Below are 25789 nucleotides of genomic sequence, written 5' to 3' on the forward strand. Positions count from 1 at the left end.
CCAGGAGCAGCCATGCCGAACAGCAACGTCTTCACCGGGATGGACGGCTCGATCACCGTCGCCGTCGACGACGCCGAGTCCCCCGAGGGTCAGGCCGCGAACGCGGTCGCGGAGGCCTTCGCGCTCTCCCCCATCGGGCGAGCCTCGAACGTCAGCGTGCAGGTGCACTCCGAGCTGCGGCCGTTCCACGAAGTGGGTCAGCGGTACGCCACCGAGCTGCGTCCGGGCAACGTCAACATCACCGGCACGATGGGTCGCGCCCACATCAACGGCGCGCTCCTCCGGCTGATGCTCGGCGATGCCGCCGCGGGCACGCGACCCGCGGGGGCGTTCGTCAGCCCGAGCTTCAACCTCAGCCTGCTGCTCGAGAACCCTGCCAAGCCCGGTGACCGTTCCACGCTCACGGTGCACGGGGTGAAGCTCGACGGCTGGAGCTACGCCATGCCGGAGGACGACTTCGTCATGGAGCAGGTCACCTTCAAGGCGCTCTGGATCTCCGTCCAGGACGCGACCGCCTCGTGACAGGCCGACCACCATGGCCATCCTCTCCACCGACGATCTCCTCGCGGGCGCCGAGGTCACCCACCGGGTGACGGTGCCCGGGCACCTGCTCGCTGCCCCGGCATCCGGTGCGGCAGGTGCCGATGCCGCGAGCGAGGTCGTGCTGCGGCCGCTCGTGCTGGCGGACGTCATGACCCTGCAGCGTGCTGCCGGAGACGACGGGGAGCTGGCCAGCGCGCTGATGGTGCAGAAGGCGCTGGTGGATCCGGTGCTGAGCCTGGAGCAGGTCCACCGGCTGCCGGCGGGTCTGGTGGAGTTTCTGCTCGGCGAGGTCAACCGCACGAGCGGACTCTCACTGGGAGCCGACGACCTCGACGAGGCGGTGCACGCGCCGCTGGCTCGCGCCTGCTTCATCCTGGCCCGCGAGTTCGGCTGGACGCCGGACAAGTGCGCCGAGCTCACCGTGGGCCAGGTGCTGCTCTACCTCGAGATGCTCGCACGAGGTGACCGGCCGTGAACCCGGGCACCGTGAACCGGGGAAGCGTGCAGGTGAGCGCACGCGGAGGACGCAGCGTCCTCCGTGCCGCGGCAGCCGTCGAGGCGGCCGCCCTGCGCTCGCTCGCGCTCGGTGCCACGGTGCCTCTCTCGGTGTTCGACAATCCGCTCAGCCGCCTGCTCGGCGATGCGCTCGACCTCTCCGCGCTCGACCGGCTGGTCGGCGGCTCCCCCGATGCTCACCCGGTACGCCGCAGCGGCGGCCGCCAGGCCGCTGCAGGGTCGCCCCTCCCCGGCGCTGGCACCGCAGCGCACCATGGCGGGATCGGTGCAGCCGCCGCTGGAGCGGTGGCCGGTGCCGGGTCAGCGACACCCCGCGGCATCGGCGCCGTCGCCGCGGCCTCGGCGCGTGCCCTGCAGCCCGCGGCAGGCGTGGGCTCCTCGGTCGCAGCAGCTCGCACGCGCACGGCGTCGACTCGAAACGCAGCGCGCAGCACGGCCGCCGCTACCCGAGCGAGCAGCACCGCGAGCGCCGCGCGCGCGACGGGATCCCGGGCGACCGCAGCCGCTCAGGGTGGCGGCACCGCCCGGCCCGCCGATGGACTCGACCCGACCCGCGTCAGCGCGCCAACGTCCACCAACGCCCTGCGCCAGGCCACCCGGCCGGGCCGTCGCGCAGGCGCTGAACCAGACGTCCCGCAGGCACCAGCAATGCGCTCGCACGTCCCCAGCGGCCGAGCGCCCGAGCGGGCGAATGACCCCGGCGTGGCCTCCGGTTCCTCCCGCCAGGCGAACGCCGGTGGAATCACGCGAAGCGTCGACAGGACGGCGATCGCACCGGACGGGGTGTCCGCGGCGTACCCCGATCTGGCCCGCGCCGCCAACACCACCCAGCGGGACTTCTCCGGCGGTGGCCTCGCAGAGCTCGTCGCCCGCTGGCAGGACGGTGAAGGCCCCGGAGCGCCGGACGCACCCGAGGGCGGCTCGATCGGCGGCTCGCCCGTGTGGACGCCCCTGTCGAGCACGACCTTCGACCACGAGCGCCCCCTCCGCCTCGACGACGAGGACCGCATCGAGGTCGCGCTCGAGCAGATCCTGCGCCGCGAGGTCGAGCGGCACGGACTCGAAGGAGGACGCTGATGGCGCTCTCCCGGCCCACGGCCAGCCTCCAGCTCGACGGCGCGAGCCCGTTCGGCGGCCCGCTCGACGCGGCCCAGGCGGCACTGCTCCGACTGACCGTCGTCCTGTCGGTCGACGAAGCGCACGACTGGGTCGAGCTGCAGCTCTGGCGCGACTCGCTGCTCGCCGAGGCGTCCCCCGGTGCGAAGCTCGTCGTCGGACTCGGCGAGGCTGACAGCACGGAAGACGTCCTGACCGTCGAGGTCGCCGGCTGCGACGTCTCGGCGTGGGGCGCAGTCCTCACCGGCTACGCCCCGAGCCGCCGCCTCTCCTCCACCTTCGTCGGGCGCGCGTACGTCGACAGCTCGGTCGCCGACGTCGTCTCCGACCTGCTCGGCGAGGGCGGAGTGGACGCGGGCACCCTCGACTCCGGCCTCAACCTGCCCAGCTTCCACGTGGACCCGCGCCGGTCGGCCTGGGCGACGCTGCACGACCTCGCCCGCCTCTCGGGATGCCAGATCAGCACCGGGGCCGACGGTTCGCTCTCGTTCACCCCAGTCCCTGGCGCGAGCGCCGGCGGCGGTCTGGGCGCAGCTGCCGCATCCGTGGCTTCGGCCGTCGGACTGGGCGGCACGGACGAGCTCCGGGAGGGCGCCGAGCTCCTGTCGTTCCGGATCGGTCCGCGCCAGCCGATCACGGCGGTGGCGGTGCAGTCGCCGATCGCGGTGCCCGCGGGCCTGCTGCTCGCCGAGCCTGACAGCGGCTCCGGGGCGCCCGTCGACGTACTGCCGTCCGCACGGACTCCCGAGCTTGCGGATGCGGCGACCTCGACGCGCGACGCGGCCGCGCGCCGGCGTACGCGCAGGGGCCGGATCTCCGTGCCGGGGCGGCCGGGACTGCGCGCGGGAAGCACCGTGACCGCGCGGGACGGCGACTTCCGGGTCCTCGAGGTGCGGCACGTGCTCGACAGCGTGACCGGCTACCGGTGCGACCTGCTGCTCGAGGGGGACCAGTGACGACGTTCGTGGGGGTGATGAGCGAGGTGGCGCGCCGCGAGCTCGCATCCCATCGTGCCCTGTCGCTCGGTGTGGTCACGGAGAGCTTCACCAACGCCGGCGGCAGCGGCGAGCACCACCTGGACTGCAACGTGCGCCTGCACGGATCGGGCCTGATCCTGCAGCACGTGCCCGTGGCCGTGGCGCGTCCGGGCCTCTCTGCCGTCCCGCGCGTCGGCGACCTGGTCGTGCTCGGGTTCCTCGACGGCGAGGTCAACGGTCCGATCCTGCTCGGCTCGCTGCACGCCGACGGCGTCCCCTCACCCGATGCCAGCCCGGACGAGGTCGTCTACGAGGTGCCGGACGCCGGTGGCTCGGCACGACGCGTGCAGCTGAAGCTGCCCAACGGCAACACCGTGACCGTCACCGACGAGGAGGTCACCATCGACTTCGGGGGCACCTCGGTGAAGGTCGAGAACGGCGGCGGGATCACGCTCCAGGCAGCGGGCGACATCAGCATCACCGCCGGCGGCAACCTCAAGCTCGAGTCCAACGGCAACGTCGAGATCAAGGCGCTCGCCAACCTCGAGGCGAAGGCGTCGGCCAACGCGACCGTGCAGAGCAGCGCCACCGCCACCCTGAAGGGCGCGGTCACCAGGATCGCCGGACTCACGAGCTTCTCGGCGGGGTGAGCGACATGTCCGGTCTTCCTGTCTCCCTCGGCTGCACGGTGTTGTTGACACCCGGTGCCTCCGGTCCCCCGGACACCGGCGTGATCGTCGCGGTCACTCAGGCCACAGCGCTGGCCAACGGTCTCCCGCTCGCGGTGACCGGGTCGATCTGCCAGATGATCAACTCGGTGAGCGGCGTGCCCTATCCGCTGCCGATCGGCTCCGCGGGCGCCTCGACCGGCGTCACCATCGACGGACAGGCACTGGTCCGCATCGGCGACATGATCCCGTCCGGCTCGGGGGTGCTGGCGATCCTCGGCCCGCCGGCGACCCCCACCGTCATCGACGGGAGTGCGCCATGAGCCGCCGGACGTACGCCGAGCTGACGCGGCTGCACCAGCGCCTCGGCCGGGACCTGCAGCTCGCGTGGGCAGGACCGTCCGGTGCCTTCACCGACGGCGACCTCGCGACGACCCGCGAGCCGGGACCGCCCGGCGTACTCCTGGACCTGGCGGTGGCAGCAGAGGTGCCGCAGGCGGCGCAGTTCCTCGTCAACCGGCTGATGACCCGGCGCGGTGAGCTCGCACCGCTGGGGCACCCCGACTACGGCAGCCGGCACCACGAGCTGATCGGCGAGCCCAACAACGAGCGCACCCGCAACCTCGTGAAGCTCTACATCCTCGACGCGCTGCGGCAGGAGCCACGCGTGGCGAAGGTGCTCTCCTGCACAGTCACCTCGCGTCCCTACGAACGCGACACGGTCCGCGTCGTGCTCCAGATCCGGCTCATCGAGAAGGACGAACCGCTCAACCTCGTGGTGCCCTTCGACCTCGGCGGAGGTGCGTCATGAGCTTCGCTGCCGAGCCGTTCGGCACGTTCGTCGAGGACCTGCTGGCCAACCTGACCGGCGGCACCAGCCGGGTCCGCTTCCTCTTCGTGCCGGCCGAGCGCCCGTTCCGGCTCGCCGAGCACGAACGCGTGCAGCCCGGGACCGTGCGTGTGCACGGCCTGGTCGACGGATCCTTCGCCGAGTTCGTGCGCGGCACGGACTTCCGCGTCGAGGTGGACGGCACGATCACGTGGGCGGGCGACGCGACCGACTTCAAGCCCGCAGCAGCACGGCTGCCTGACGAGGGCACCGATGTCTGGGTCGGCTTTGACCGGGTGCCCGGCGACAGCCCACCGCTGCTCAACGACCGCAACCCCGGCAGCGTCCTGCGGACGCTCGCCGAGTCCTTCGCGCGTGAGTTCGCGGTCCTTTCGCAGCAGCTCGAGCTCGTCTACGACGCGGCCTTCGTCGACACGGCCACCGGCCGCGACCTGGACCAGGTCGCTGCCCTGGTGGGCGTCGTACGCCGCGGGGCGACGCACGCGCGCGGCGAGGTGGCGCTGCGACGTACGACGCCCGCACCGGCCGACATCACGGTCCCCGCCGGGACCCTCGTCTCCACGAGCGAGGCACCGCGGGTGACGGTCGAGACCACCGAGACCGTGACGCTTCGGCGCGGAGCCTTCTCCGTCGGTGCCCCGGTGCGTTCCCAGGTCTCCGGGCCGGCAGGCGTCGCCCCGCGCGAAGCCCTCTCCGTCCTCCACCGGCCGATCTTCGGCATCGACCAGGTGCTCAACCCCGACCAGCTCACCGTCGGCGGCGGCAGCGAGACCGACGACGAACTGCGCGGCCGCGTGCGGCGTGCCCTGGAGACGAGCGGTCGCTCGACCGTGGGCGCGCTGCGGGGTGCACTGGCCAGCATCGACGGCATCCGCGAGCAGGACGTCCTCGTGCAGGAGGACCACCTCAACTCCCCCGGCCTCGTGCACCTGACCGTGTCGGCGAAGATCGACGACGCCACGGCCCTCCTGGCCAGCCAGCTGCTCGAGGAGTACCGCCCCGCGGGCGTGCGGATCGCGCACAACCTGCCCGACCCCGCCCTGCCGCTGCCGACGCTCGCCGAGGCCACCGGCGGAGGCGGCGACGGCGACCCGGCGCCGGCCGGCGTCGTACCCCCGGACCACGTCTTCGACCCGGTCGTCGCCGAGGTCGTCGTGACGCCCGCGTCCCTGCAGCTCACCGAGGATCAACGCGCGCGCCTCACCGCCGACGTGCAGGCTGCCGTGCATGCGGTCGTCGACGAGGTGGGTGCAGGCGAGGTCCTCGTCTACAACCGGATCGTCGCCGCCGTGATGCTCGTCGACGGCGTCCTCGACGCCGTCGTGGAGATCGGCTTCCAGTCCACGGCCGGACCGGTCGATCTGACCCGCTACAACCTCCGGCCGAACGCCGGGCGCCGGCCGTCCCTCGCCGACGCCGACCTCACCGTGACGCTCCGCGGCGACCGGGTCGTCCTCGACGTCAGCGTCGAGGTCGAGCGCGGTCCGCTGACCTCGGGCATCGAGACCTCCGACGCCCTCGAGACGATCCGGAAGGACATCAGCGCCCGGCTGAAGCAGGCCTTCGCGCTCAGCCCCAGCCAGCTGGACCAGGCCCACCTTCTCGGCATGCTCCCGGCCGATGACCGGTACACGGTGGAGTCGATCTCGTGGACCTTCGAGCTCACCGACGAAGGGCTGGTGGTCCAGCAGAGCAACGTCCCGCTCACCCTCGACCCGGGCCAGGTGGTCACGCTGCGCTCGGTCCGGGTCAGCGAGCCCGCGGGGATGACGTCATGAGCGCCCGGGCGATCGCCGTCCTCGACCGGTTCCCCCGGCACATCGCCGCGAGCGACCCGGAGAAGCGGTTCGAGCTGGTCGTCGGGAGCCTGGTCGAGTCGCTCGAGGTGCTCACCCGCCAGGCCGCCGACGTACGCCGCGCACACCGGCTCGCCGAGGAGCCGACCGTCGCCGACCTCGCGCTGCTGGCCGGCCTGCACGCACTACGCGCACCCGTCTACGGCCCGCTCCTGGAGCGGCTCAAGCACCAGTCCGAGCAGCCCGGGTACGACGCCGCGCTGGCGCTCCGGCGGGCCGTCGTCTCGGGGGCGATCGGTGCGCACGGCATCGGGAACGCCACGCCGCACGCCGTGCTCGCGGCGACTGCGGCGTACCTCGGGTTCAGCATGGGGACCGTCGTGCCGACGCCCGGTCGCTGGTGGACGCTGGCCCACTGCGACGACCTGCTGGAGACCCATCAGGACCTGCTCGCGCTCGAGGAGAACCCGTTCCGCCACGCCGACCTCGAGCCGGCGCCCCGGCCGCACGGCCAGCGGTTCCGGATCGTGCGCGGCGGCCTGGAAGACGTCGATGTCACCGTGCGGGTCCTCGGCGTCGGCGCACGCACCGTGCGCCCGATGGTCGTCGATGTGCTCGCCGGGCACGGGCTCGTGTGGGAGGGCAGCGTGCCCGATGGCTCGGAGCTGCGCTTCGAGGCGTCGGGGGCCGTCACGCTCGACGGTGACGTGGTGACCGGGTCGGCCTGGGAGTTCCACGGAGCGGTCTTCGCCGACGGCCGCGCGCGACTCCAGGGCGACTTCGCCTTCACCGATGCCACCACTCGGGAGCACGACGGACACTTCGTCACCACTGCGCCGCTCGCCGACGCGCTGGAGGCCTCCGCGGCGTTCCCGCACGGGGCAGCGACCACCGGTCCACTGCGGCTCCGGCTCGGCCAGACCTACTGGGCGGCGTTCGTCCGGGTCGACCACACGAGCACGGTGACACCGGGCGCCCTCGCGCCGCGGACCAAGCACGCCCGCTTCGACCAGGCCGTGCTTGCCGACAGCAACGGCATCGACGGCCCGACCGCCGGCGACCCGTCGTTCCGGATCGGCTTCGCATGGGAGGAGCGCGAGCCGTTCGCGGTCCGGATCCTGCTCCCGCGCCGGCTCGCAGCGGTCGACGACGACAAGGGCAGCAAGCTCCGCGAACCCCTGCGGCAGCTGCTCGACCGCCACCGGGCGGCCGGCGTCGACGTCCGCATCGAGTACGCCGACCCACGCTGGACCGTCGGCACCGGCGTCGTCCGCGACACCGAGGACGACGCCATCGGGACCGTCGTCGCAGGCACCGAGCTGTGGCCCGACGGCACACCGCAACCAGGACCGAGCTGAGAGAGCGGAGGAGGCACCATGCCCCTGACGAAACCCACCCTGACCGCCGTGAGCGCCGGTGAACCGATCACCGCGCAGGGCTGGAACGCGATCGTCTCCGGTCTCGACGGGCTCTACGACGCCGTGATCGCGCTCGGCGGAGCGATGCTGGAGGTGCCCGTCACCGGGCCTGATGCGGAGGCGGTCACTGTCATCGCCGAGCCGCTCGGCGAAGGTCGGCCGGTGCGCGCGCTGCCGCCGTTCGGCACGCGATCGAGCCACCTGCTGGTCGGCCTGACCGACGGGCCGTGGCGCATCCACGTCGCGGCGCACGGCTACGTCACCGAGACCCGCGACGTCACCCTGCCGAGCACCGATCCGCTGCCGGTCACGCTGACCACGGACGGCGTCGTCGTCCCCGACTTCTTCGGGGTCCCGACGCGGGCCGTGCTCGACCGGCTGCGTGCGCTCGGCGTCGACGCAGATGCGCTGCTCGACACCACGGGCCGCGAGGTATCGCGGGTTGCGCTCCCGCCCGAGTACGCCGATGCGCCGGTGCTGTACCAGCTGCCCGGGGCCGGCACCGTCGTACCGGTGGGCATCGGGCGGGTGCGGCTCGTGGTGGCCTCCGCACTGCGCCGCGACCCCGTCGTCACGATGCCGAGCCTGATCGGCCTGTCCATGACCGAGGCCCGTCAGGTCCTCGAGCGGCTGGGCCTCGTGCTCGGCGACACCAGCGTGCGGAGCTGAGAGGAGAACGTCATGCCGTTCGAGATCACCGGAGGATTGCCCGACTTCAACGAGATCGATCCGGTAGCCGAGGTGTCCCCCATCAGGGCAGCCGCCACCGACTTCCGGGCGTCCCGCCTGGCGCGCGACGTCTTCGTCGACGTCGGCACGACCAACATCTCCAGCAACATCTCCCGCAACGGCGTGCCGGTCGGACCGCTGGCGATCGACCCGGGTCTGCTCGGCACGTTCATCGTCGACAAGCCGGTCCTGCTGGTGAAGGTGGTGTCGCAGAGCGTCGCTCCCGGCACGCCGGTGCCGGTCGGCACGACGGTCAACGTGGTGATGGCACGGCCCTTCGACCTGCCGATCAAGGTCATCACCGGCGTCCATGAGGCATTCAAGGACCTCAGCGTGGCCCAGGTCTTCGACAAGATCGTGCCCGGTCATCCCGAGGTCAACGGCATCGTCACCCGCGCGATCTCCGACCAGGTCACCCCGGCCGACACGGTCGCGGTGAAGGCGATCTTCTCCGGGGCCGGCGTCGAGATCACCGACGAGCCCGGCCACGACCTCGACGCGGCGCTCGAGACGCTCAAGGCGATCAAGACCTTCGGGGGCTGACGTGCTGGGGGTCGGGCAAGTCGGAGAACTCGTCGAGGCGCAATTGGGGCTCGTCGACGGCATGGCGAAGGTCGCCGTGGGAAAGACCGAGAAGTACGCCGAGGTGCAGTTCTCGACGCGCCTGCGCGGCGGCGACGAGGCCGCCAGCGAGGTGCAGGCCCGCATCACCCTTCCTGAGGGAACGCGGCTGGACCGCGCGGTCTTCGAGATCAGCGCCGCACCCGGCGGTCCGACCAGCATCAGCTCCGTCGCCACGGTGCGCGAAGCCGTCGTTCCGCCCACGGGGGACGCCCGGCTCGACAAGGAGCACGGCTGCACCATCGACTTCGGTCGGCTCGTCTCCGTCGCCGACCTCTACGTCACCACCACCGGGCATGTCCGGAAGGGCGGCAGCTCCGGTGGGATCTCGCGGATCTTCCCGTGGACGGGGGTCGGCTGGGCGACCGCGGCCGTGTCCGGCTCGAAGGTCCCGGAGATGCAGACCGAACGCCTGCTCATCACGACCTCCGGTGCCGCCGACGACCTGGCCGACACCCTGGAGCACTACGGCGTCGTCGACCTGCCGACTCAGCCGACGGGCCTGGAGCTGCAGGTCGAGGGAAGCACCGTCTGGTTCGAGCGCCAGGGCAGTACCGCGGCCCTGGCTCCGTCATCCACCACACCCGGGTCGTACGTCGTCGACCGGACCGACGCGGTGCGCGATGCACTCGCCAAGGCCCGGCCTGCCAACGGAAACCGGGTGGTGACGGCGACCCTGCGCGCCACCATCCCCGGACAGCTGGCACTGACCGTCCGCGCGGAGATCCTCCACGAGTACCGGCCACCCCTGGCACCACATGCGTTCACCACCACGATGCCGCTGGCCGAGGAACAGCTGCTGACCCTGGCACTCGCCGAGAACGACATCACGAGCCCCTTCGCAGCCGGCGACAGCATCCGGAAGGTCAGCCTGACGGTGCGCGGAACGTTCGGCCCCGAGCGCGTGGAGCCCGTCGAGGAACCGGTGGCGGTCCCCGCCACGAGGCTGGTGCTCGGCGGCGGTCGGACGATGCTCCTGGGGATCCCTTCGGAGCTCGTCGCGCCGTTCGGTGCCCTCCAGGCGATCCGCCTGAAGGTCTCCGCGTCGCGGGGAGGCGAGCTCGCCGGACGCCTGCTCGTCGGCGACCATCTAGGCCGTCCGGGCGATCCGGTGAAGGGCGGCGAGGTCCCACCCGTCGCCCTGACACCCACGCCGGCGCCGGCCTGGCTCACCATCCCGTTCCCCGCTGCCGTCACCCTCGCGGAACCCGCTCCTCCCGACACGCTCCCGGCCGTGCCGTACTGGCTCGAGCTCACGGCGACGTACGGCGAGGTGGCCTGTGAGGTCACGCGCGACGCGTCGGTGCCGGCCGCGCCGCTGCTCCGCCGGCTCCCGGGAGGCGGCGTCCAGCCGCTCAGCATCCTCGGCAGGCCGCTCCCCCTCGTCGGCGACGAGGCGCCGCTGCTCGCGCCGCTGCGGGTGGTCGGACTGCCTGGCAAGAAGCAGCCGCTGCCAGCCGTCACGGTCCGGGTGGATGGCCCGCTGACAGCCGTGGTCACCGGGGCCACGCCGACGCCCGAGGGGCTCGGCCTCGAGATCGGCCTGGGTGACGGTGTCGCGCCCACCGCATCGGGAAGCCCGGTGCGCCTCGTCGTACCGGTCCACCTCCGGGTCGGGGCCGCCGGCTCTCTCACGCTCGAGGACGTCGTCGTGCTGTACCAGAAGGGAGACAAGACGACATGACCGCTGCTCCGGGGACACGCTTCGTCGACGGCCTGCGGGTGACGCCGGCCCACCTCAATCACGTCCAGGCCGTCGCCACGACGGCACTCGACGACCTGCGACGCGTGGTCGGTCTCGGCCGGATCGGCTTTGGGTTCCGGATCGAGGTCGACGACGACCTCGCCGTCACCCTCTCCCCCGGCCTCGGCTTCACCGCCGGCGGCCAGCCCGTACGCCGCGACGAAAGCACCGCAGTCACCTTGCCGGACGACAACGCGAGCATCGTCGTCGCCGTCCGCGCGGTCAGCCGGGACGATGCCGCGACGAAGGTCGGCGACCAGGCGACCATTGTCTTCCTGGCCACCGAGGTGGTTACCGGACCTGACATCGCCGAGGACGCCGACACCCTCGTCGTCGGCACCGTGCACCGCGAGGCCGGCGGCGTCACGGTCGACCAGGACGCCTCGCGGGTCGCGACGAGCCACGGGCACAAGCACGGTGGCGGGTGGGTACGGGACCAGGCGGGTTTCTGGCGCTTCGATGGTGCGCTGCTCGAGGGCGGCGCCGGGGGTGTCGGTCCGGTCGGACCGGCTGGACCTGCGGGACCCGAAGGGCCCGCGGGGCCGGAAGGGCCTGCGGGACCGGAAGGGCCTGCGGGGCCGGCCGGTGAGACCGGGCCGGCAGGAGAGGCAGGACCTGCCGGAGAAGCCGGGCCCGCCGGTGAGCCGGGAGCCGCAGGGCCGGAAGGCCCTCAGGGGCCAGCGGGCGCTGTCGGACCGGAGGGCCCTCCGGGGCCGGCCGGTGAGAACGGAGCACCGGGTGAGCCCGGCCCCGCGGGCCCGGCTGGCGAGCAGGGTCCGCAAGGACTTCCCGGCGACGCGGCCGAGGCGGGAGCCCCAGGTCCCGCCGGACCCCAAGGCGAGATTGGGCCTGCAGGTCCCGCGGGCGCACCCGGTGCCGCGGGACCGCAGGGCAAGGTCGGCCCGCAGGGTGCACCTGGCCCGGTCGGGCCCCAGGGAGTGCCCGGCCCGGCCGGGCCGCAGGGCGTGCCGGGTCAGCAGGGCACTCCGGGAGCCACCGGCACGCCGGGTGCGCCGGGCATCGCCGGCCCGCCGGGACCTCAGGGTGAACAGGGACCACAGGGCTTCCCGGGCGAACCGGGCGGCGGCCTCGATGTCGCGTTCCTCAAGGGGGTCAACTGGTCCTTCGGTGAACCCGTCGCGGCCCCCGACGCCGCGACACTGGTCAAGCGCCTTGCCCTCAGCTGGACCGCGGTCATGGACGCCGACCGGTTGCTGCGGGCAGAGCGGTCGGCGGTGCAGGTCTTCTCCGCACCGGACAGCCCCGAGTTCCCGGTCCGGTCACTCATGCGGATCGTCAAGCCGTCGAAGAACAACCTCTTCCTCAGCATCGACCCTGGTCAGATCGGGTTCGAGGAGCTGATGCGTGCGGGTGGGGCCCTGCTCATCGATGTCGTCTGCGACTTCCTCGTCGACGGCAACGGCCTGCCGTTCTCCTCGTCGCTGAGCCCGATGCTCACCGGAATGGACCGGGACCGGACCCCGGGCGGTCTCCTGCGGCTGGCGCTGGTCGTGAGGCAGGGCTAGCGATGGCACTCTCCGCAGACCTCACGGTCAGGGCGAACCTCGACCTCTCCGACGTGTTCACGACGCTTGCGTCCGACGTGCTCGGGGTGAGCTTCGGAAGCACGGGCTTCGACCCGTCCGCGCTGCTCGCGGTGATCGAGGGGGCCGCGCCGCCCGACCTCGGCGGCCTCCGTGCCTCCGTCAGCGGGACGATCGACGTCACCGGCGCGCGGCTCGACCTCCAGGTGCCGACCCCGTCCCTGCCCCCTGGCCTCGCCGACCTCGTGGCCCACCTCGGATCGATCCGCACCGCGCTGCCGTCGTTCGACGTCCCCGAGCTGACGGGCCTCGATGGCCTCGGCGTACGTATCGACAGCGTGCGCGCCCTGATCGAGACGGGGCCGCTGGCGGATCTCCTCGGGCTCGTGCCGGGGCTCCAGTGGAGCGGCACGCTGACGCGCGCGGGCGGCTCGCTCGGCGCGATCATCGACCTGCTCCGGACCCTGGCGGGACTCACCGCCATGGCGACCACGAGCCGGCACCTCCTCGAGCAGTCCGCAGGCTTCGCCGGGCTGCTGGACCGCGATGCGGCCGACGCGGCAGGTGCCACCCTGCTCGGTCTCGCCGGTGACGCGTCGCTCGTCGCAGCCCTCCGCAACGCGGACCCGGCTGACGCGGCCGTGGCGGCTGAGCTGGCGGGCCGCGTCGAGGCCTACCTCGACGCGGTCACGGAGGTCGCGACGACCTGGGCACCCGGGATGGGCTTCGGGGAAGCCGCGCTCCTCGGCCTCGACGCCACCGGCACCTCAGGCGCGATCGAGGTGGCCTCGGTGGTGCTCACCGGAGTCGACCTGTCCGGTGTCACCACCCTGACAGCTGACGTACGCCGGATGGCCGGGCCGCTCCTCGAGGCACCGCTCCCCGACCCGCACGTCTTCGTCGACGGGTTCCTGGGTCAGGCGGCGCTGCTGACGGCCGAGGCCCGGCTGGCGGTGCAGACCTGGGACGTGGCCGGGGCACTGGCACCGGTGACCAACCTGAGCGACACCGTGTTGGCACCGGTCCTCCAGTTCCAGCAGGCACTCGCCGGTGTCGGCACCGAGATCACCGGAGCACTGCGCAGCCTGCGTTCGGCGGTCGGCGAGGTCGACCTGACCCCGGTCGCAACCGCGCTCGACGCGATCCTCCAGCCGGTCGTCACGGTGCTGGACGCGATCGAGGCTGGCATCGGCGGTGCCGAGGCGACGCTGACCACCGTCGCCGGAGAGATCGAGAGCGGTCTGCACGACGCGGCGGCGTTCGTCACGACGGCGTCGACGTCCGTCCAGACGAGCATCGGCGAGGTCAGCGGGCTGCTGGGCGAGCTGCACCTGCAGGAGCTCGCGGACACGCTCTCGCAGTCGCTCCGCACGGTCGCCCAGGCGCTGGCGGCAGCCCAGCTGCGCCCGTACTTCGACGCCGCGATCGACGTCATCACGACTGCCGCGGACATCATCGCCCAGGTGCCGTTCGGGATGCTTCCGACCGACGTCCAGCAGGAGATCGTCGACGCGTGCCGGCCCATCAAGCAGCTCGACCTGCAGCCCGTCGAGGACACGCTGCGTGCCGAGCTGGCCACGATCCGGGAGGGCTTCAGCGCCGACGCGCTCCAGCAGATCGATGCCGGCTACCAGGAGGTCGTGGGTGTGCTCGCGGGTTTCGACCCGGCGCCGCATCTCGCCGAGTTCGAGAGCACGGTCCTGAGCCAGCTGCGCACCCAGCTCGACGCCGTGGACCCGATGGCGCTGCTGGCACCCGTCGACGAGGGCATCGCCTCGGTGCGCGACCTGCTCGCCGACCTCGACCTGCAGGCCGAGGTGCTCGCCCCGCTGCAGGAGCTCTTCGCTCCCGTTCTCGACGCCATCGAGGGGCTCGATCCTGCCGCGCTGCTCGCCCCGGCACAGCAGGCCGTCGACGACCTCCGCACGTCCATCACGGACGCTCTCCCGGTCGCGGAGGCCCGCGAGACGCTGCTCGACCTGCGCACGCGGGCCGCCGGAGTGCTCGGCCGCATCGACGCGCACGGAGTCGTCGACGTCCTCGATGACCGGGTCATCGGGGCGCTGGCCGAGATGCCGTCCGGACCGCCCGCGGGCCCCTTCGGCTCGATCCTCGTCTCGCTGGCCCAGGCCAGCGGATTCCGTGCCGACGAACCGGCCGTCCAGGACGTCATCGACTGGGTGAGCGGGGTCAGCGTCGGCGGCGTCGTGGTCCAGGGGCGGCTGGCCGAGGCGCACGGGCGGGTCACCGCCACCAGCGCAGCGGTGGCCTCCCTCGACCCGGCTCCCGTGGCAGCAGCCGCGTCGGCGTACCACCGCGCGCTACGGGAGGCCGTCGCCGGACATCCCGACGACAGTCCCCTTGCGCAGGCGATCACCCCGCTGCTGAACGCCGTCGTACCCGACGACCTGCTGGCTGGGCTGGCCGACAACCGGCGGCGCTACCAGATCGCCCTCGATGCGGACGCCCTCCTGCTCGGAACGCTCGCCGCGTCGGGGCGCAGCGAGGTGACCGAAGCGGCCTCACAGCTCCACGTCGCGCTCGAACCGCTCGGAGCCTTCCCCTCCCGGCTGCGCGACGTGCTCACCGCACTCGGTCTCGACCCTGCCGGCCGCCCTCTCCGTGTCGTCCTCACCGATCTGCTCCGGGAGGCCGTCCATGGACCGGTTCCCGGTGAGCTGGCCGGGCTGATCAGCGACGCCACCGCCAAGGTGCTGGAGGCCCTGGACGTCGTCACCCAGTCCGGCCTGGACGCGGTCGAGGCGCTCGACTCGGTGCTGAGCCTGCTCGACCTGACCCCGATCGTCGACGAGCTCACCGCCCTGCACACGCAGATCCACGACGAGGTCGCCCAGCTCTCCCCCGACGCCCTGCTCGGTCCGGTCGTCGCGAGCGGCACGCAGGTGGTCGACCGCCTCAACGCCTTCGACCCCCTCGCGCCGGTCAAGCAGATCGTGCAGGCCGCCCTGGACGCAGCTGACCAGGTCTTCGACTCCGTGCGACCGACGGTCGTCTTCGCGCCCGTGCTCACGCTCTACCAGCAGGTGATGGCGATCGTCTCCGGCCTCGACCTGGTCTCGCTGCTGCAGCCGGTCCTGACGGCGTTCGACGGGATCGCGGCGCAGCTCGACGAGGGCTTCGACCACACCGGCGACGCGCTGCAGGAACTGCAGGACGCGCTGCCGTCCGAGGTCCAGGAGAACAGCATCGGCGGATCGGTCTCGGTCGACGTGGGGGTGAGCTTCTAGTGCCCGGGTCAGGGAATGCCTTCAAGCGCCTCGACGCCTTCTACAGCGAGCGATCGGCGGGAGCAGTCGACGGGCCGTCGGCGTTCACGGCGCCGCCGTCACCGGCCGAGGAGCGGCTCGCTGCGCTGGCTCTGTACCGGGCAGCGTCGGCAGAGCCTGCCGCCGCGGGCTTCGCGGCGGACGACACCGCAGGTGCTCGCAACTGGACCCCGCTTGGCCCGTTCGCGGTCGTCCGTGGGCAGGGCGGCACCCTGCCGACCGTCAGCGGACGCGTCCACGACGTCGCGATCTCCGAGGACGGCCTCCGGGTGTACGTCGCGACCGCCAACGGCGGCGTGTGGCGCAGCCTCGACGCAGGGCGCACCTGGGAGCCGATGTCCGACGGGCTCGAGGTGCTGGAACCGGGCGGCCCCGTACCCGCTGCGGGAATCACCCGCCAGGCCGACTCACTCGCCTGCGGGGCGATTGCCCTCGTGGAGCGCCCGGGCCGACCCGACCGGCTCTACGTCGGAACGGGTCAATGGGGCATCACGACGGACAACACCCCGGAGTCGGGATACCTCGGCGTCGGCGTCCTGCGCTCCGACGACGGCGGTCTCACCTGGGTGACCGAGGAGGCTGACGTCCCTCTCGCGGGCCAGGGTGTCTACGCCGTCGCGTTCGATCCGGCCAACCCCGACGACGCCGTCGCGGCCACGTCGAACGGTCTGTACCGACGTACCGATCAGGGCGCACCCGATCACGCCTGGAAGTGGATCCAGCAGCAGTACGCACCGATGGGAGTCCCACCGGTACCGGGCGGCCCGATGTTCTCGTGCACGTCCGTCGTGATGGGTCCGTCAGGCGCGTTCTACGCGGTGGAGAACGGCGGCACCTGCTGGCAATCACCACCCGCGGCGACGGGCGGCAGCCAGCCGTGGACCAGCCTTCCGTCCGTCCCGTGGGGAAGCACGGACATCGGTCGCGTCAGCATCGCCTGCTCCGCGTCGGCGCCCGTCCAGCTGTACGCGCTCTCCGCCCGGTTGCAGAGCCCTGGCCGCTTCTTCTTCCACAGCCTGCAGCGGCTCGACCTCGGGGCGGCCACGCCGACGTGGCGGACCGTCTCCGATCCATCCGGCAAGCTGCGGGGCCTGTTCGGCACCGCGGGCGGCGACGCCTGGGGGCAGGGGTCCTACGACCAGGCGATCGCGGTGGCTCCGGACGACCCCGACACTGTCTACGTCGGCGGATCGGCCGCCGAGGTGCCGCGCCAGGGCGGCCCCGCCGGCACGACCGAATGGGCAGCGGCGCTGTATCGCTGCAAGGTCAGGGCGACCGCGACGGCGTTCACCTGCACCTCGACGCTGATCGGCGACGCCGTCCACTCCGACGTTCACCGGGCCCGCTTCCGGCCCGGCTCGTCCCGCGAGCTCTGGGTCGGCTGCGACGGCGGCATCTACGTCGCGGCGGACTCCACCGCGTCGGGCCGGCTGCTGTTCGAAGACCGCAACACCGGGCTCTCGACAGCCATGCTCATGGGACTCGACCACATCCCGGGTGACGAGTCATACGCCTTCTGCGGCGCGCAGGACAACGGTGGCCTGCGCTGGCGCGGGGGCGACGTCTGGGACCACCAGATGTACGGCGACGGAGGCACCACCGTCGTCAACCACGACACCCCCGTCTCTGCCCATCCGAACGCCGCGCACCCTCCGAAGCCACCCGACCGTGAGGTGCTCAGCGGTTACACCAACAAGGAGGTACGCCGGTTCGCGGTGAACGGCCAGCGCTACACCCGCTCGCTCGGCAATCCCCCGGCCAGCGACACCCTCTTCTACCCGCCGATGGCGTCGTCACCCGTGGCCGGTCAGGGAAGCTTCGTGGTCTTCGGTGGTCAGAAGCCCTACGTCAGCTCGGACTTCACCCGGACCTGGAACTCTTCGCTGCCGGCTCTTCCCGCCCACTCCGGACTGATCCGTGCGGTCGCCGTGCACTCGCGGGACCTCTTCTACGTCGGGACTACCCGCGGACGGGTGTTCCGCTACCAACGAGCCGGCACCACGTGGGGTGCCCCGACCGAGTTCGCCCGCGATGACGCCCCGGCGACGCCGGAGACCCGGCCCATCACGGGGATCTGCATCGACCGCTCGAAGGCGGACGGCTCCGCCTTCTACGTCACCGTCGGTGGGGTCTCCACCCCTGCGGCGTTCGCCAGTCACGTCTTCCAGGTGGACACCTCGCGCGCCACGCGGTGGGCTCCGCGCTCGACCGGTCTGCTGCCGATCCAGCACAACGCGCTCCTCGTCGACCCCAGCGACGCGACGCACCTCTTCACCGCAGCCGACCTCGGCGTGTGGGAGTCCACGGACTCCGGTGCCAGCTGGCGGCCCCTGGAAAAGAATCTCCCCGACGTCGCGGTGGTCGATCTCGACTTCGTCACCGCGGGCCCGGTCCGCCTGCTCCGCGCGACCACCCACGGGCGCGGCGTCTTCGAGCTCCGCCTCGACCGGCCCCAGCCAGGCATCGAGCTGTACATCCGCGCCAACGGCATGGACCGCCGCTACCGGAGCGCGCGCACCGACGTCGGCCCCCTGACGGACGGCAACCCGAGCACCCTCGACGAGAGCCCGGACATCTACGTCGAACCGCAGCAGGTCAACGGACTCTTCAGCCTCCGCGGAGACGTGGCGCCCAACGTGACCGAGCTCTTCAACCTGCGCCCGCAGCCGGAGGTGCTCGCCACCGACGACAGCAACGCCGAAGCGATCACCCGCGTGCACGTCGTCGTACGCAACCGCGGCTGGCGGCGTGCGGACAACGTCCGGGTGAGCCTCCTCGTCGGCCCGGCCACCGACGCCCTGCCCGGCTGGGTCGCCGGCTACGCGGCGGGGTCTGATCCAGGGACGACCGACACCTGGAAGGCCGTCGGCACCACGACGCTGAGCGGCCTGATCAACAACCGGCCGGGCGTGGCGACGTTCGCGCTGTCCTCTGCGCTGCTGCCGAGGCTGAGCACCATCGCCAACAAGAACTACCGCCTGGTGGCCTTGCTCCACCACGACGCCGACCGCTTTGCAGACGTAGCCACCGCCGCCGGCTCCGATCTCACGCAAGCGGTGGCGCTCACCACGACGTCCAGGCTGGTCGCTGTCCGCAAGGTCACGGTGATCGACGGCGCCGGACGCGCGGCGCCAGCCGGAGGCACGGGCCTCTTCGCGCCGCTTGCCACCACGGTGCTCGCCCACCGGCGGCTGGTCGACCTGGCCGACAAGCTGCAGATCAAGGTCGGCACGGCGCATGCCACGGTCCACCCGGTCGAACGCCGCGTCCTCGCGATGGCGCGCGTCACCCAGCAACGGCTCGAGACCGGCCCCCAGCGCACCGCGATCGCAGGGGTGCCGGCCGTCAGCAACCGACTGAGCGGCTTCGCCGTCCTCGGCTCGCTCGGCTTCGAGATCCCGCGCTACCTGGGGGCGTTCACACCGGGTGGAGCCTGGTTCTCGGACACGATCCGCCACGGCACCGCCGACCCCCACATGAGTCTCGTCGCGGTCAACGCCACCGAGATCCCCTTCCGGTTGGCCCAGCTGGCCAAGACACTGCCGGCGAAGGACGCCGTCGATGCCTTCGGCCTCGGCCTGCTCAGCGGCGCTGCCGCGAACGTCGTCCTGTCGCCGCAGCTGACCGGCCTCTTCGCCCAGGAGACGAACGCCGACTGGTCGCCGTTCGCGCCATCGCGGGGCATGCGCGCCCTCGAGTACCAGCTCCGATCCCGCTACCTCGGCGGGCCGACGGCTCCCCTCACGCCTTGGCTGCCAGCACCCGGCCAGCTCCCTGCCGACGCCTGGCAACCGTTCGTGACCTCCGTGACCGCGCTGGCCGGCTTTCCGTCCCATCTCGTGCCGGGATTCGGCCCGTTCGAACGCGATCTCGCCGGCCCACCGCCAGCAGCGACTTCCAGCGGATTCGCGGACAGCTATGCACTCCTCCACGACGACACCCGCATCGCCAACTGGGGCTTCTGGCCGTGGCTGGGCCTCATGCTCCCGATCTTCACCATGCCCACCGTGGCGTTTGCCGCAGCCCGCGCGCTGCCGCACGGCAAGGCCTTCATCCAGGGCGGCCCGCTCGGCGAACGAGAGGTCTTCGAAGCGCTCGCCCTCTCGATGGGGCTCGGGTCGCTGACGCCGTTCGTCTACTCGATGATCATGTGGAGCAAGGTGCCGGACCGCACCGAAGCGTTCACGACCGCGCTCGTCATGGGCCTGGCCCGGCTCGGAGTGACGACCGCGGCGCTGGCCACCTCCGGTGACGAGGGCCAGTCCCCTGCCGTGCGGTGGGCGGGCCTGTTCCCGCCGCTGATCGGCGCCGACGCGTACGCCGCCATCCGCGCCCTCGCGGACTCCGGCCGGCTTCCCGGGATCAGCAAGGTCTTCGGCCTGCAGACGCTGCCGTCGCTGACCGCCCTCACGACGCTCGGGCTCCTCGGCATCGGTCGCGCGATCACCGGGAGCGAACCAGCCACGCCCGACGACCAGACCGGACGAGACGTTGCCTACGGGCTCATCACCGGCATCAGCGGCGCCCTGGGAATCGTCGGCGCGAGCCTGTCGGCGATGGCGCTGTCGAACGGCGCAGGGTGGCATTCGTGGTTCGGCTCCGGCACCAGCCCGTCGCTCCTCGACGCTGCCGCCCACACCGGTCTCGTGCCCTCCGTGCCGACACCCGCCGACCCAACGGCTCCGCCGAGCCCGCCGTTGCCAGGTGACCCGGCGCCCGGCACAGCCGGACTGATCCCGAGTTCGGCAGCGCGGGTGTTCGACGCCGCCCAGCTCTGGGTCCCACCAGGAGCCGCCGCGACCGTCGACCAGCAGCGCTACCCCGCCGGCGTTCGACCGCTGGCCCGGATCTGGGCGCAGCCGCAGGCAGGGACCCCGGCACCGCCCCCGCTGGAGGTGAAGGTCGGCGAGGAGATCCTGCGCTTCCGCCGGGAAGGCAGACCGGACCAGGAGGTCGTGCTCCCCGACCACCCCACCGCGACCGCGATCGCCTCCCGCCTCGAGGGAGCGGTGACCGGCCTCCACGCGAGCCTCATCGGGCCCGATACGCCCCCGCTGGAAGTTCCCCGACCGCGGTCCCTCTCCGACCCCGGAGACAGCGTCCCGTTCGAGCGTGCCGAGGCCTTGCGCACGGCGTTCCAGCGCGTGCCCGAGACGGAGAGCCACGCGCTCGTCCTCCGTCAGTCTCCCCGGCTGGAGCAGTCGACGGTCGCAGGACGCACGCCGACCGCCTCCACGCCGTACCCGCTCCTCCCCACGGGCGCCAACGACTCCGAGGCCGGCACCGGCATCGGTGACGCTGCTGATCTGGCCACCCTGCTCCTCGTCGCGGCAGCGCCGAGCTTCGCGACCGTGACCGTCAACGACACGAGGCCGGCACTTCCGACGCCTGCGGTCGGCGAGGTCGTTCAGGTCTTTCGTCGGTGGAACCTCGACCACCGTCGCATGAACGAGTGGCGGACCCTCGTCACGGGTCACGGCGCTGCTGCCCCGCCCGACGAATCGGCCCACCGCCGCACCGTCCCGACCGGCTTCCAGGCTCCCGGCGACGCAGGCCGCCAGCTCGCCGAGGCCATGGGCTGGCTCCCGCTCTGGCGGGCCTGGCTGCGCATCGCCACGTCCCCGACCCTGAACGCCGGCGGCACCGGCACCACCGGCAATCCCGAGGTCACGATGCCCGGCGGCACCAAGAAGCGTCCCACCAACCGGGAGCTCACCCAGGCCGTTGCCTGGCTGCTCGACATGGGCCTCACCTGATCCACCCGACCCGCGCAAAGGAGTGAGTCATGATCCACGAGATCGACGTCAGAGAGCCCGGGGACCGCGCCGACAACAGCCGCCGAGAAACGCTCCAGGCTGCCGCGGAAGAGGTGTCCGACAACGTCCTGCCCGGCGACCACCGCGTCGAGGTGATGAGCCTCGACGCAACCACCGGCAACGCAGCCGTGGTCTCCTCGCACGACGCGAGCCCGGGTCAGGGCGACCACGTGGCGCGCGCCCTGCGGCACGTGCAGCGGATCAGTCCGGCCCTTGGACTTACCGCCGACCAGCCGCCGGAGTACGTCGCTGACCCCGTCGAGCAGACGACCTCCGCCGGGGCGGTCGCCGTCCACCTGCGTCAGCAGTACAAGGGGATCCTGATCTACGACGCTGCCGAGACCGTGCGCTTCGAGCCCGACGGCAGCATCCGTGAGGTGGCCGGCAGCTCGGTCACAGCGCCCCCGGACCTCCCCGTCGCCCCGACCGTCACGCCCGAGCAGGCACTCCGGTCCGCGGCAGACCACGTCGCGCAGCCGGGAGATCCGGCAGACGCACCGCTCGACCAGTTCGGTCAGCCGATGACCGATCCCGGGCTCGACCTGACCGCCTTCGCGCCGGTCCAGCGGACCAGTGGCGCCGACCGCGCCGATCGGCCGACGACGTTCGACGCGCCCCCGTTCACCCATGTCGTGACGGTGTCGCTGGTCTGGTTCCCGCTGGGTGACTCGCTGCGCCTGGCGTGGCACACCAAGCTCGCCGTGCCCGGCGGAGCGGCGTTCCGGATCATCGTCGACGCGCAGGACGGCCGGCTGCTGCTCGTCAAGCGGCTCACGCAGGCTGTCGCCGGGAGGGCGACGGTGGTCCTCCGGCCCGGTGCCCCGGCGGCAGCAGTCGACTTCCCACTCGCCGCGACGACGTACGGCGCCCCGGTGCCGGCGAACCTCCCGGCAGGCTTCCCCTACGACTGGCTCACGGACACGACCACGCGGGGCAGCTCCGTGCAGGCCGTCATCGAGCCAGGATCGACGACGGTCTCCGGGACCTCGCAGAACGGGAAGGTCACCTTCCAGACCGATCCGGCCACGCCCGACGGACTGGCGGTGAACCTCTTCGCGCTCTGCAGCAGCATGCACGACCTGCTGTACCTGCTGGGCTTCCGTGAGGTCGACGGGAACTTCCAGGCCGACAACCTCGGGAACGGCGGACGGCCTGCCGATGCTGTCCTCGCGCACGTGCACCCCGGTGCCGTCTGGGGCACGGCCAACATGGGCTCGCCGCCTGATGGCAGCCAGCCGACCATGAACATGGGGCTGGTCACCTCGACCAACCGCCACACCGCCCTCGACGCCGACGTCGTCTTCCACGAGTACACCCACGGGCTCACGAACCGGCTCGTCGGTGGTGCCCTGGACGACGCCTCCCTCGACGCGATCCAGTCCGCCGGGATGGGCGAGGGCTGGAGCGACTTCTTCGCGTGCACCGCGATGGGCAAGACGGTGGTGGGCGACTGGGTGGTCAACCAGCCGGGCGGCATCCGGCGGTTCCGCTACGACGAGTCGTTCCCCGACGACTACGGCGACCTCGGCACCGGCCGGTACGACGAGGTGCACAACATCGGCGAGCTCTGGTGCGCCACGCTCATGTCGCTCTCCCGCGTCATCGGCGCCTGGACCGCGGCCCAGGTGGTCGTCGATGCGCTCAAGCTGACCGCAGCGAACCCGAGCTTCCTCGCTGCACGGGACGGCATCCTGCTGGCGGCCGACCACTACTCCCAGGCCCGCGGCGACGACGCGACGACCCGCGCCGACTTCGTCCACTCGGTGTGGACGGTCTTCGCGCAGCGCGGCATGGGGCCGCAGGCCCGCACCGGAGGCGCCGCCAACCTGACGGGGATCGTCACGGACTTTGCACCTCCCCCGCGGCCCACCGCGACAGCCACGCTGCACGGCGCCGCTGCCCCCGCCCTCGCGATCCCCGACAACCAGGTGGCCGGCGTGATCAGCCGGATCGAGCTGCCCGAGAGCGGACCGGTCGAATCCGTCTCGGTGACCGTCGACATCACCCACACCTACATCGGCGACCTCGAGGTCGCGCTGACCTCCCCCGATGGTCACAGCGTGGCTCTGCACTCCCGCGCCGGGAGCAGCGGCCACGACCTGCACCACACCTGGACGAACGCCGACCTCCCGGGGCTGGGGACGCTCACGGGCGGTCCGTCCGGCGGGACCTGGACGCTGGCCGTAGCCGACCGGGCCGCCCGTGACACCGGTCGCCTCGACAGCTGGTCGCTGGAGATCGCCGTCGGAGAGAAGCGCACCGGCGTCGAGGCGTCCGCCACCCCGGCGCTGCCGATCCCCGACAACAAGGCGACGGGCATCCGCAGCGAGGTCACGATCACCGAGACCGGGGTGATCTCCGCGTTGCTGCTCGACGTCGACATCACCCACACCTACATCGGCGACCTCGAGGTGAAGCTGGTCGGGCCCGACGGGACGCGAGTGAAGGTCCACGGCCGCACGGGTGCGGGCAACGACAACCTGATCACCACCTACACGTCCGAGTCCGGTGTGCTGGCGTCGTTCGTGGGCAAGCAGGTGCAGGGCACCTGGGCCCTGACTGTCGCCGATCGTGCCGGGCAGGACGTCGGCAAGCTCAACCGGTGGCGGCTCGCCGCGACCCTCTGACCCGCCGCTTGCTGCCTCGCGCCCTCCTCAGCCGCGGCTGTAGTACGGCGCGGACGTCGGCGGGCGCTGCCCCGGCACCCGCAACGGGTGCCCGAGCTGCTGCCCATAGGCGAACGCCGTGTACGACTGCGACGGGTCCACGCCGAGTTCGCGACGGGCGAGCTCGCGATAGCGGTCGTGGCTGCGGCGTACCTCGACCCAGTTGCCCTCGGCGGCATGCGCCTCGAGCAAGATCCGTTGGGCGCTCTCGCGCAGCGGCTCGGCATTGACGGCTGTCATCGCGACCTCCACCGCCTCGGCGTACCTGCCGACGACGACGAGAGCCGTGCTCAGCGCCTCGAGCGCGTGGAGCATCCGCTGGCGGACGCGTTCGCGCTCGATCACGGCCCAGTCGTCGTACCAGCCGGGCAGGAGGTCGAGGCCGTCGATCCGCCCCGTCTCCAGGGTCAGGTCCGTCGGCAGCGCCAGGTTGCGGATCAAGCGGCTCGCCCATTCGAGCGACTGGATGACGTCGACCTGGACGCCGCTGCGCAGCTCGAGCGCCCACTTGTCCGAGGCGACGATGTCGATACCGGCACCGCGTAGCCGCCAGAGAGCCGAGCGGAGGTTGCCGGCAGCACGCTGGTCATCGCAGGTGGGCCAGAGCATGCCCGCAGCGTGGCGCCGCTCGACCCTGCCCTGCCGCAGCGCGACGAAGGCGAGCAGCCGCTTGCTGCCCTCCGGCACCGAGATCCGGGAGCCGGTGATGGTCACGAACGGGCCATCGAAGAGGTGCACCGTCGTCCCCGGGAGCGCCGGGTGCACGTCCTGTACGACCATCGCAAACCTCTCGAACGAGAAGGAAAGCCCCGTCCGAAAATAGTGGCGCGCTCGTCACCGGTCCGTCACCGAAACCGGGAAACTCTGGGGTGCTGCACGTCAGGTGGCGCCCACCAGATGGCGCCGTTCAGCCGAGCTCGGTGCGTGGCTCGTGCGTGGTGGGCCCGATCGTGTCCGTGAAGGAGTGCAGGAACGACGACACCGCGGCCAGCGCCTCGTCCGGATCGACGTAGCTGCGCTCGTGATCCTGGCGGTTGCGCTCCGTGCCCGAGCTGGTCCGGACCTTGATCAGGACGCCCTCGCCCTGCACCTCTGCCGTCACCAGGCAGATGACACCGCTGCGCAGGTCGCCCCTCATGTCCACCAACGTCCCCCTTCACGCGTCACCTGAGCGTGTCGGCCGAACGCAGCCGTGACGATCCAGAAACGCTCGAGATCGAGAGTACGTCACGACAGGGAGGGACGCTCCCCAATCATCTGGCCACACCAACCGTGCGCATCCGCACCCACTCGCGCCGCGCCAGCCCGCTGAAGGCCAGGCTCGCAACGGCGCACCCCGCGACGATCAGCCACTCGAGCTCACCGCTGCCCCCGTCGGGCTCGAGACCGCTCGCGCCCTCGATCCAGGTCTGCCAGACCAGCGTGAGCAGTCCGAGTAACGCCGACGCCGCGGCGAGCACGGTCGCGATCCAGAAACGGCGACGGGACACCTGCATGG

The 25789-nt window shown here is 72.1% G+C and carries 19 protein-coding genes; 16 read left to right on the top strand and 3 right to left on the bottom strand.

The features are described 5' to 3' along the window. The first annotated feature begins 12 nt into the window (after positions 1 to 12). The 16 genes from EPD65_RS07155 to EPD65_RS07230 are packed head-to-tail and all read left to right on the top strand — an operon-like array spanning position 13 to position 24252. Positions 13 to 522: a hypothetical protein gene (locus EPD65_RS07155; RefSeq protein ID WP_131582631.1), complete on the top strand. Its 510-nt coding sequence runs from the start codon at positions 13 to 15 to the stop codon at positions 520 to 522. A gap of 13 nt (positions 523 to 535) precedes the next feature. Continuing rightward, positions 536 to 1018, top strand: coding sequence for a hypothetical protein (locus tag EPD65_RS07160; protein WP_131582633.1), 483 nt, complete (start codon positions 536 to 538; stop codon positions 1016 to 1018). 32 nt (positions 1019 to 1050) lie between these two features. Continuing rightward, positions 1051 to 2136 (top strand): hypothetical protein, encoded by a 1086-nt coding sequence (locus EPD65_RS07165; RefSeq protein ID WP_131582635.1) that lies wholly within the window; start codon positions 1051 to 1053, stop codon positions 2134 to 2136. Further along, positions 2136 to 3131 (top strand): hypothetical protein, encoded by a 996-nt coding sequence (locus EPD65_RS07170; protein WP_131582637.1) that lies wholly within the window; start codon positions 2136 to 2138, stop codon positions 3129 to 3131. Before EPD65_RS07165 ends, EPD65_RS07170 begins: the two co-directional genes overlap by 1 nt. Beyond that, positions 3128 to 3802 carry a phage baseplate assembly protein V gene (locus tag EPD65_RS07175; RefSeq protein ID WP_131582638.1) on the top strand — a complete coding sequence of 225 codons (675 nt, stop codon included), beginning with the start codon at positions 3128 to 3130 and terminating at the stop codon, positions 3800 to 3802. Before EPD65_RS07170 ends, EPD65_RS07175 begins: the two co-directional genes overlap by 4 nt. Positions 3803 to 3807: 5 nt before the next feature. Then, a complete protein-coding gene (locus EPD65_RS07180; RefSeq protein ID WP_131582640.1) occupies positions 3808 to 4143 on the top strand; it encodes a hypothetical protein in 336 nt (111 codons plus the stop codon). Continuing rightward, complete coding sequence (locus EPD65_RS07185; RefSeq protein ID WP_131582641.1) at positions 4140 to 4631, top strand: GPW/gp25 family protein; 492 nt, start codon at positions 4140 to 4142, stop codon at positions 4629 to 4631. Before EPD65_RS07180 ends, EPD65_RS07185 begins: the two co-directional genes overlap by 4 nt. After that, complete coding sequence (locus EPD65_RS07190) at positions 4628 to 6448, top strand: baseplate J/gp47 family protein (RefSeq protein ID WP_131582643.1); 1821 nt, start codon at positions 4628 to 4630, stop codon at positions 6446 to 6448. The genes EPD65_RS07185 and EPD65_RS07190 overlap by 4 nt, the downstream gene beginning before the upstream one ends. Further along, a complete protein-coding gene (locus tag EPD65_RS07195) occupies positions 6445 to 7824 on the top strand; it encodes a hypothetical protein (RefSeq protein WP_131582645.1) in 1380 nt (459 codons plus the stop codon). The genes EPD65_RS07190 and EPD65_RS07195 overlap by 4 nt, the downstream gene beginning before the upstream one ends. A 48-nt stretch (positions 7825 to 7872) precedes the next feature. Next, positions 7873 to 8553, top strand: coding sequence for a PASTA domain-containing protein (locus EPD65_RS07200; protein ID WP_131582647.1), 681 nt, complete (start codon positions 7873 to 7875; stop codon positions 8551 to 8553). A 12-nt stretch (positions 8554 to 8565) separates the two neighbouring features. Then, positions 8566 to 9156: a PASTA domain-containing protein gene (locus tag EPD65_RS07205; RefSeq protein ID WP_131582648.1), complete on the top strand. Its 591-nt coding sequence runs from the start codon at positions 8566 to 8568 to the stop codon at positions 9154 to 9156. A 43-nt stretch (positions 9157 to 9199) separates the two neighbouring features. Then, a complete protein-coding gene (locus EPD65_RS07210) occupies positions 9200 to 10918 on the top strand; it encodes a hypothetical protein (protein ID WP_131582650.1) in 1719 nt (572 codons plus the stop codon). Then, positions 10915 to 12504, top strand: coding sequence for a collagen-like protein (locus tag EPD65_RS07215; RefSeq protein ID WP_207891448.1), 1590 nt, complete (start codon positions 10915 to 10917; stop codon positions 12502 to 12504). Before EPD65_RS07210 ends, EPD65_RS07215 begins: the two co-directional genes overlap by 4 nt. Before the next feature lie 2 nt (positions 12505 to 12506). After that, positions 12507 to 15770, top strand: a complete 3264-nt coding sequence (locus EPD65_RS07220) for a hypothetical protein (protein ID WP_131582652.1) — start codon at positions 12507 to 12509, stop codon at positions 15768 to 15770. Next, on the top strand, positions 15770 to 21565 hold the full coding sequence (locus EPD65_RS07225) for a hypothetical protein (protein WP_131582654.1): 5796 nt from the start codon (positions 15770 to 15772) through the stop codon (positions 21563 to 21565). The genes EPD65_RS07220 and EPD65_RS07225 overlap by 1 nt, the downstream gene beginning before the upstream one ends. Positions 21566 to 21594: 29 nt before the next feature. Further along, complete coding sequence (locus EPD65_RS07230; protein WP_131582656.1) at positions 21595 to 24252, top strand: M36 family metallopeptidase; 2658 nt, start codon at positions 21595 to 21597, stop codon at positions 24250 to 24252. A 27-nt stretch (positions 24253 to 24279) separates the two neighbouring features. Here the strand turns inward: EPD65_RS07230 and EPD65_RS07235 are convergent, their stop codons facing one another. From EPD65_RS07235 to EPD65_RS07245, 3 genes are all read right to left on the bottom strand, one after another. Then, entirely contained in the window at positions 24280 to 25071 is a 792-nt protein-coding gene (locus EPD65_RS07235) for an AfsR/SARP family transcriptional regulator (RefSeq protein WP_131582658.1), read from the bottom strand. Positions 25072 to 25198: 127 nt separating this feature from the next. Further along, positions 25199 to 25435: a hypothetical protein gene (locus EPD65_RS07240; protein ID WP_131582660.1), complete on the bottom strand. Its 237-nt coding sequence runs from the start codon at positions 25433 to 25435 to the stop codon at positions 25199 to 25201. 109 nt (positions 25436 to 25544) lie between these two features. Continuing rightward, complete coding sequence (locus EPD65_RS07245; RefSeq protein WP_243640492.1) at positions 25545 to 25781, bottom strand: hypothetical protein; 237 nt, start codon at positions 25779 to 25781, stop codon at positions 25545 to 25547. Positions 25782 to 25789: the final 8 nt, after the last annotated feature.

It is taken from the genome of Nocardioides jejuensis (assembly GCF_004337475.1).
Lineage (GTDB): Bacteria > Actinomycetota > Actinomycetes > Propionibacteriales > Nocardioidaceae > Nocardioides > Nocardioides jejuensis.

Excerpts from the sequence above, each read along its gene's own strand:
- EPD65_RS07155 (WP_131582631.1), top strand. The coding sequence starts at position 13 with ATGCCGAACAGCAACGTCTTCACCGGGATGGACGGCTCGATCACCGTC.
- EPD65_RS07160 (WP_131582633.1), top strand. The coding sequence starts at position 536 with ATGGCCATCCTCTCCACCGACGATCTCCTCGCGGGCGCCGAGGTCACC.
- EPD65_RS07170 (WP_131582637.1), top strand. The coding sequence starts at position 2,136 with ATGGCGCTCTCCCGGCCCACGGCCAGCCTCCAGCTCGACGGCGCGAGC.
- EPD65_RS07180 (WP_131582640.1), top strand. The coding sequence starts at position 3,808 with ATGTCCGGTCTTCCTGTCTCCCTCGGCTGCACGGTGTTGTTGACACCC.
- EPD65_RS07185 (WP_131582641.1), top strand. The coding sequence starts at position 4,140 with ATGAGCCGCCGGACGTACGCCGAGCTGACGCGGCTGCACCAGCGCCTC.
- EPD65_RS07190 (WP_131582643.1), top strand. The coding sequence starts at position 4,628 with ATGAGCTTCGCTGCCGAGCCGTTCGGCACGTTCGTCGAGGACCTGCTG.
- EPD65_RS07195 (WP_131582645.1), top strand. The coding sequence starts at position 6,445 with ATGAGCGCCCGGGCGATCGCCGTCCTCGACCGGTTCCCCCGGCACATC.
- EPD65_RS07205 (WP_131582648.1), top strand. The coding sequence starts at position 8,566 with ATGCCGTTCGAGATCACCGGAGGATTGCCCGACTTCAACGAGATCGAT.
- EPD65_RS07215 (WP_207891448.1), top strand. The coding sequence starts at position 10,915 with ATGACCGCTGCTCCGGGGACACGCTTCGTCGACGGCCTGCGGGTGACG.
- EPD65_RS07220 (WP_131582652.1), top strand. The coding sequence starts at position 12,507 with ATGGCACTCTCCGCAGACCTCACGGTCAGGGCGAACCTCGACCTCTCC.
- EPD65_RS07230 (WP_131582656.1), top strand. The coding sequence starts at position 21,595 with ATGATCCACGAGATCGACGTCAGAGAGCCCGGGGACCGCGCCGACAAC.
- EPD65_RS07235 (WP_131582658.1), bottom strand. The coding sequence starts at position 25,071 with ATGGTCGTACAGGACGTGCACCCGGCGCTCCCGGGGACGACGGTGCAC.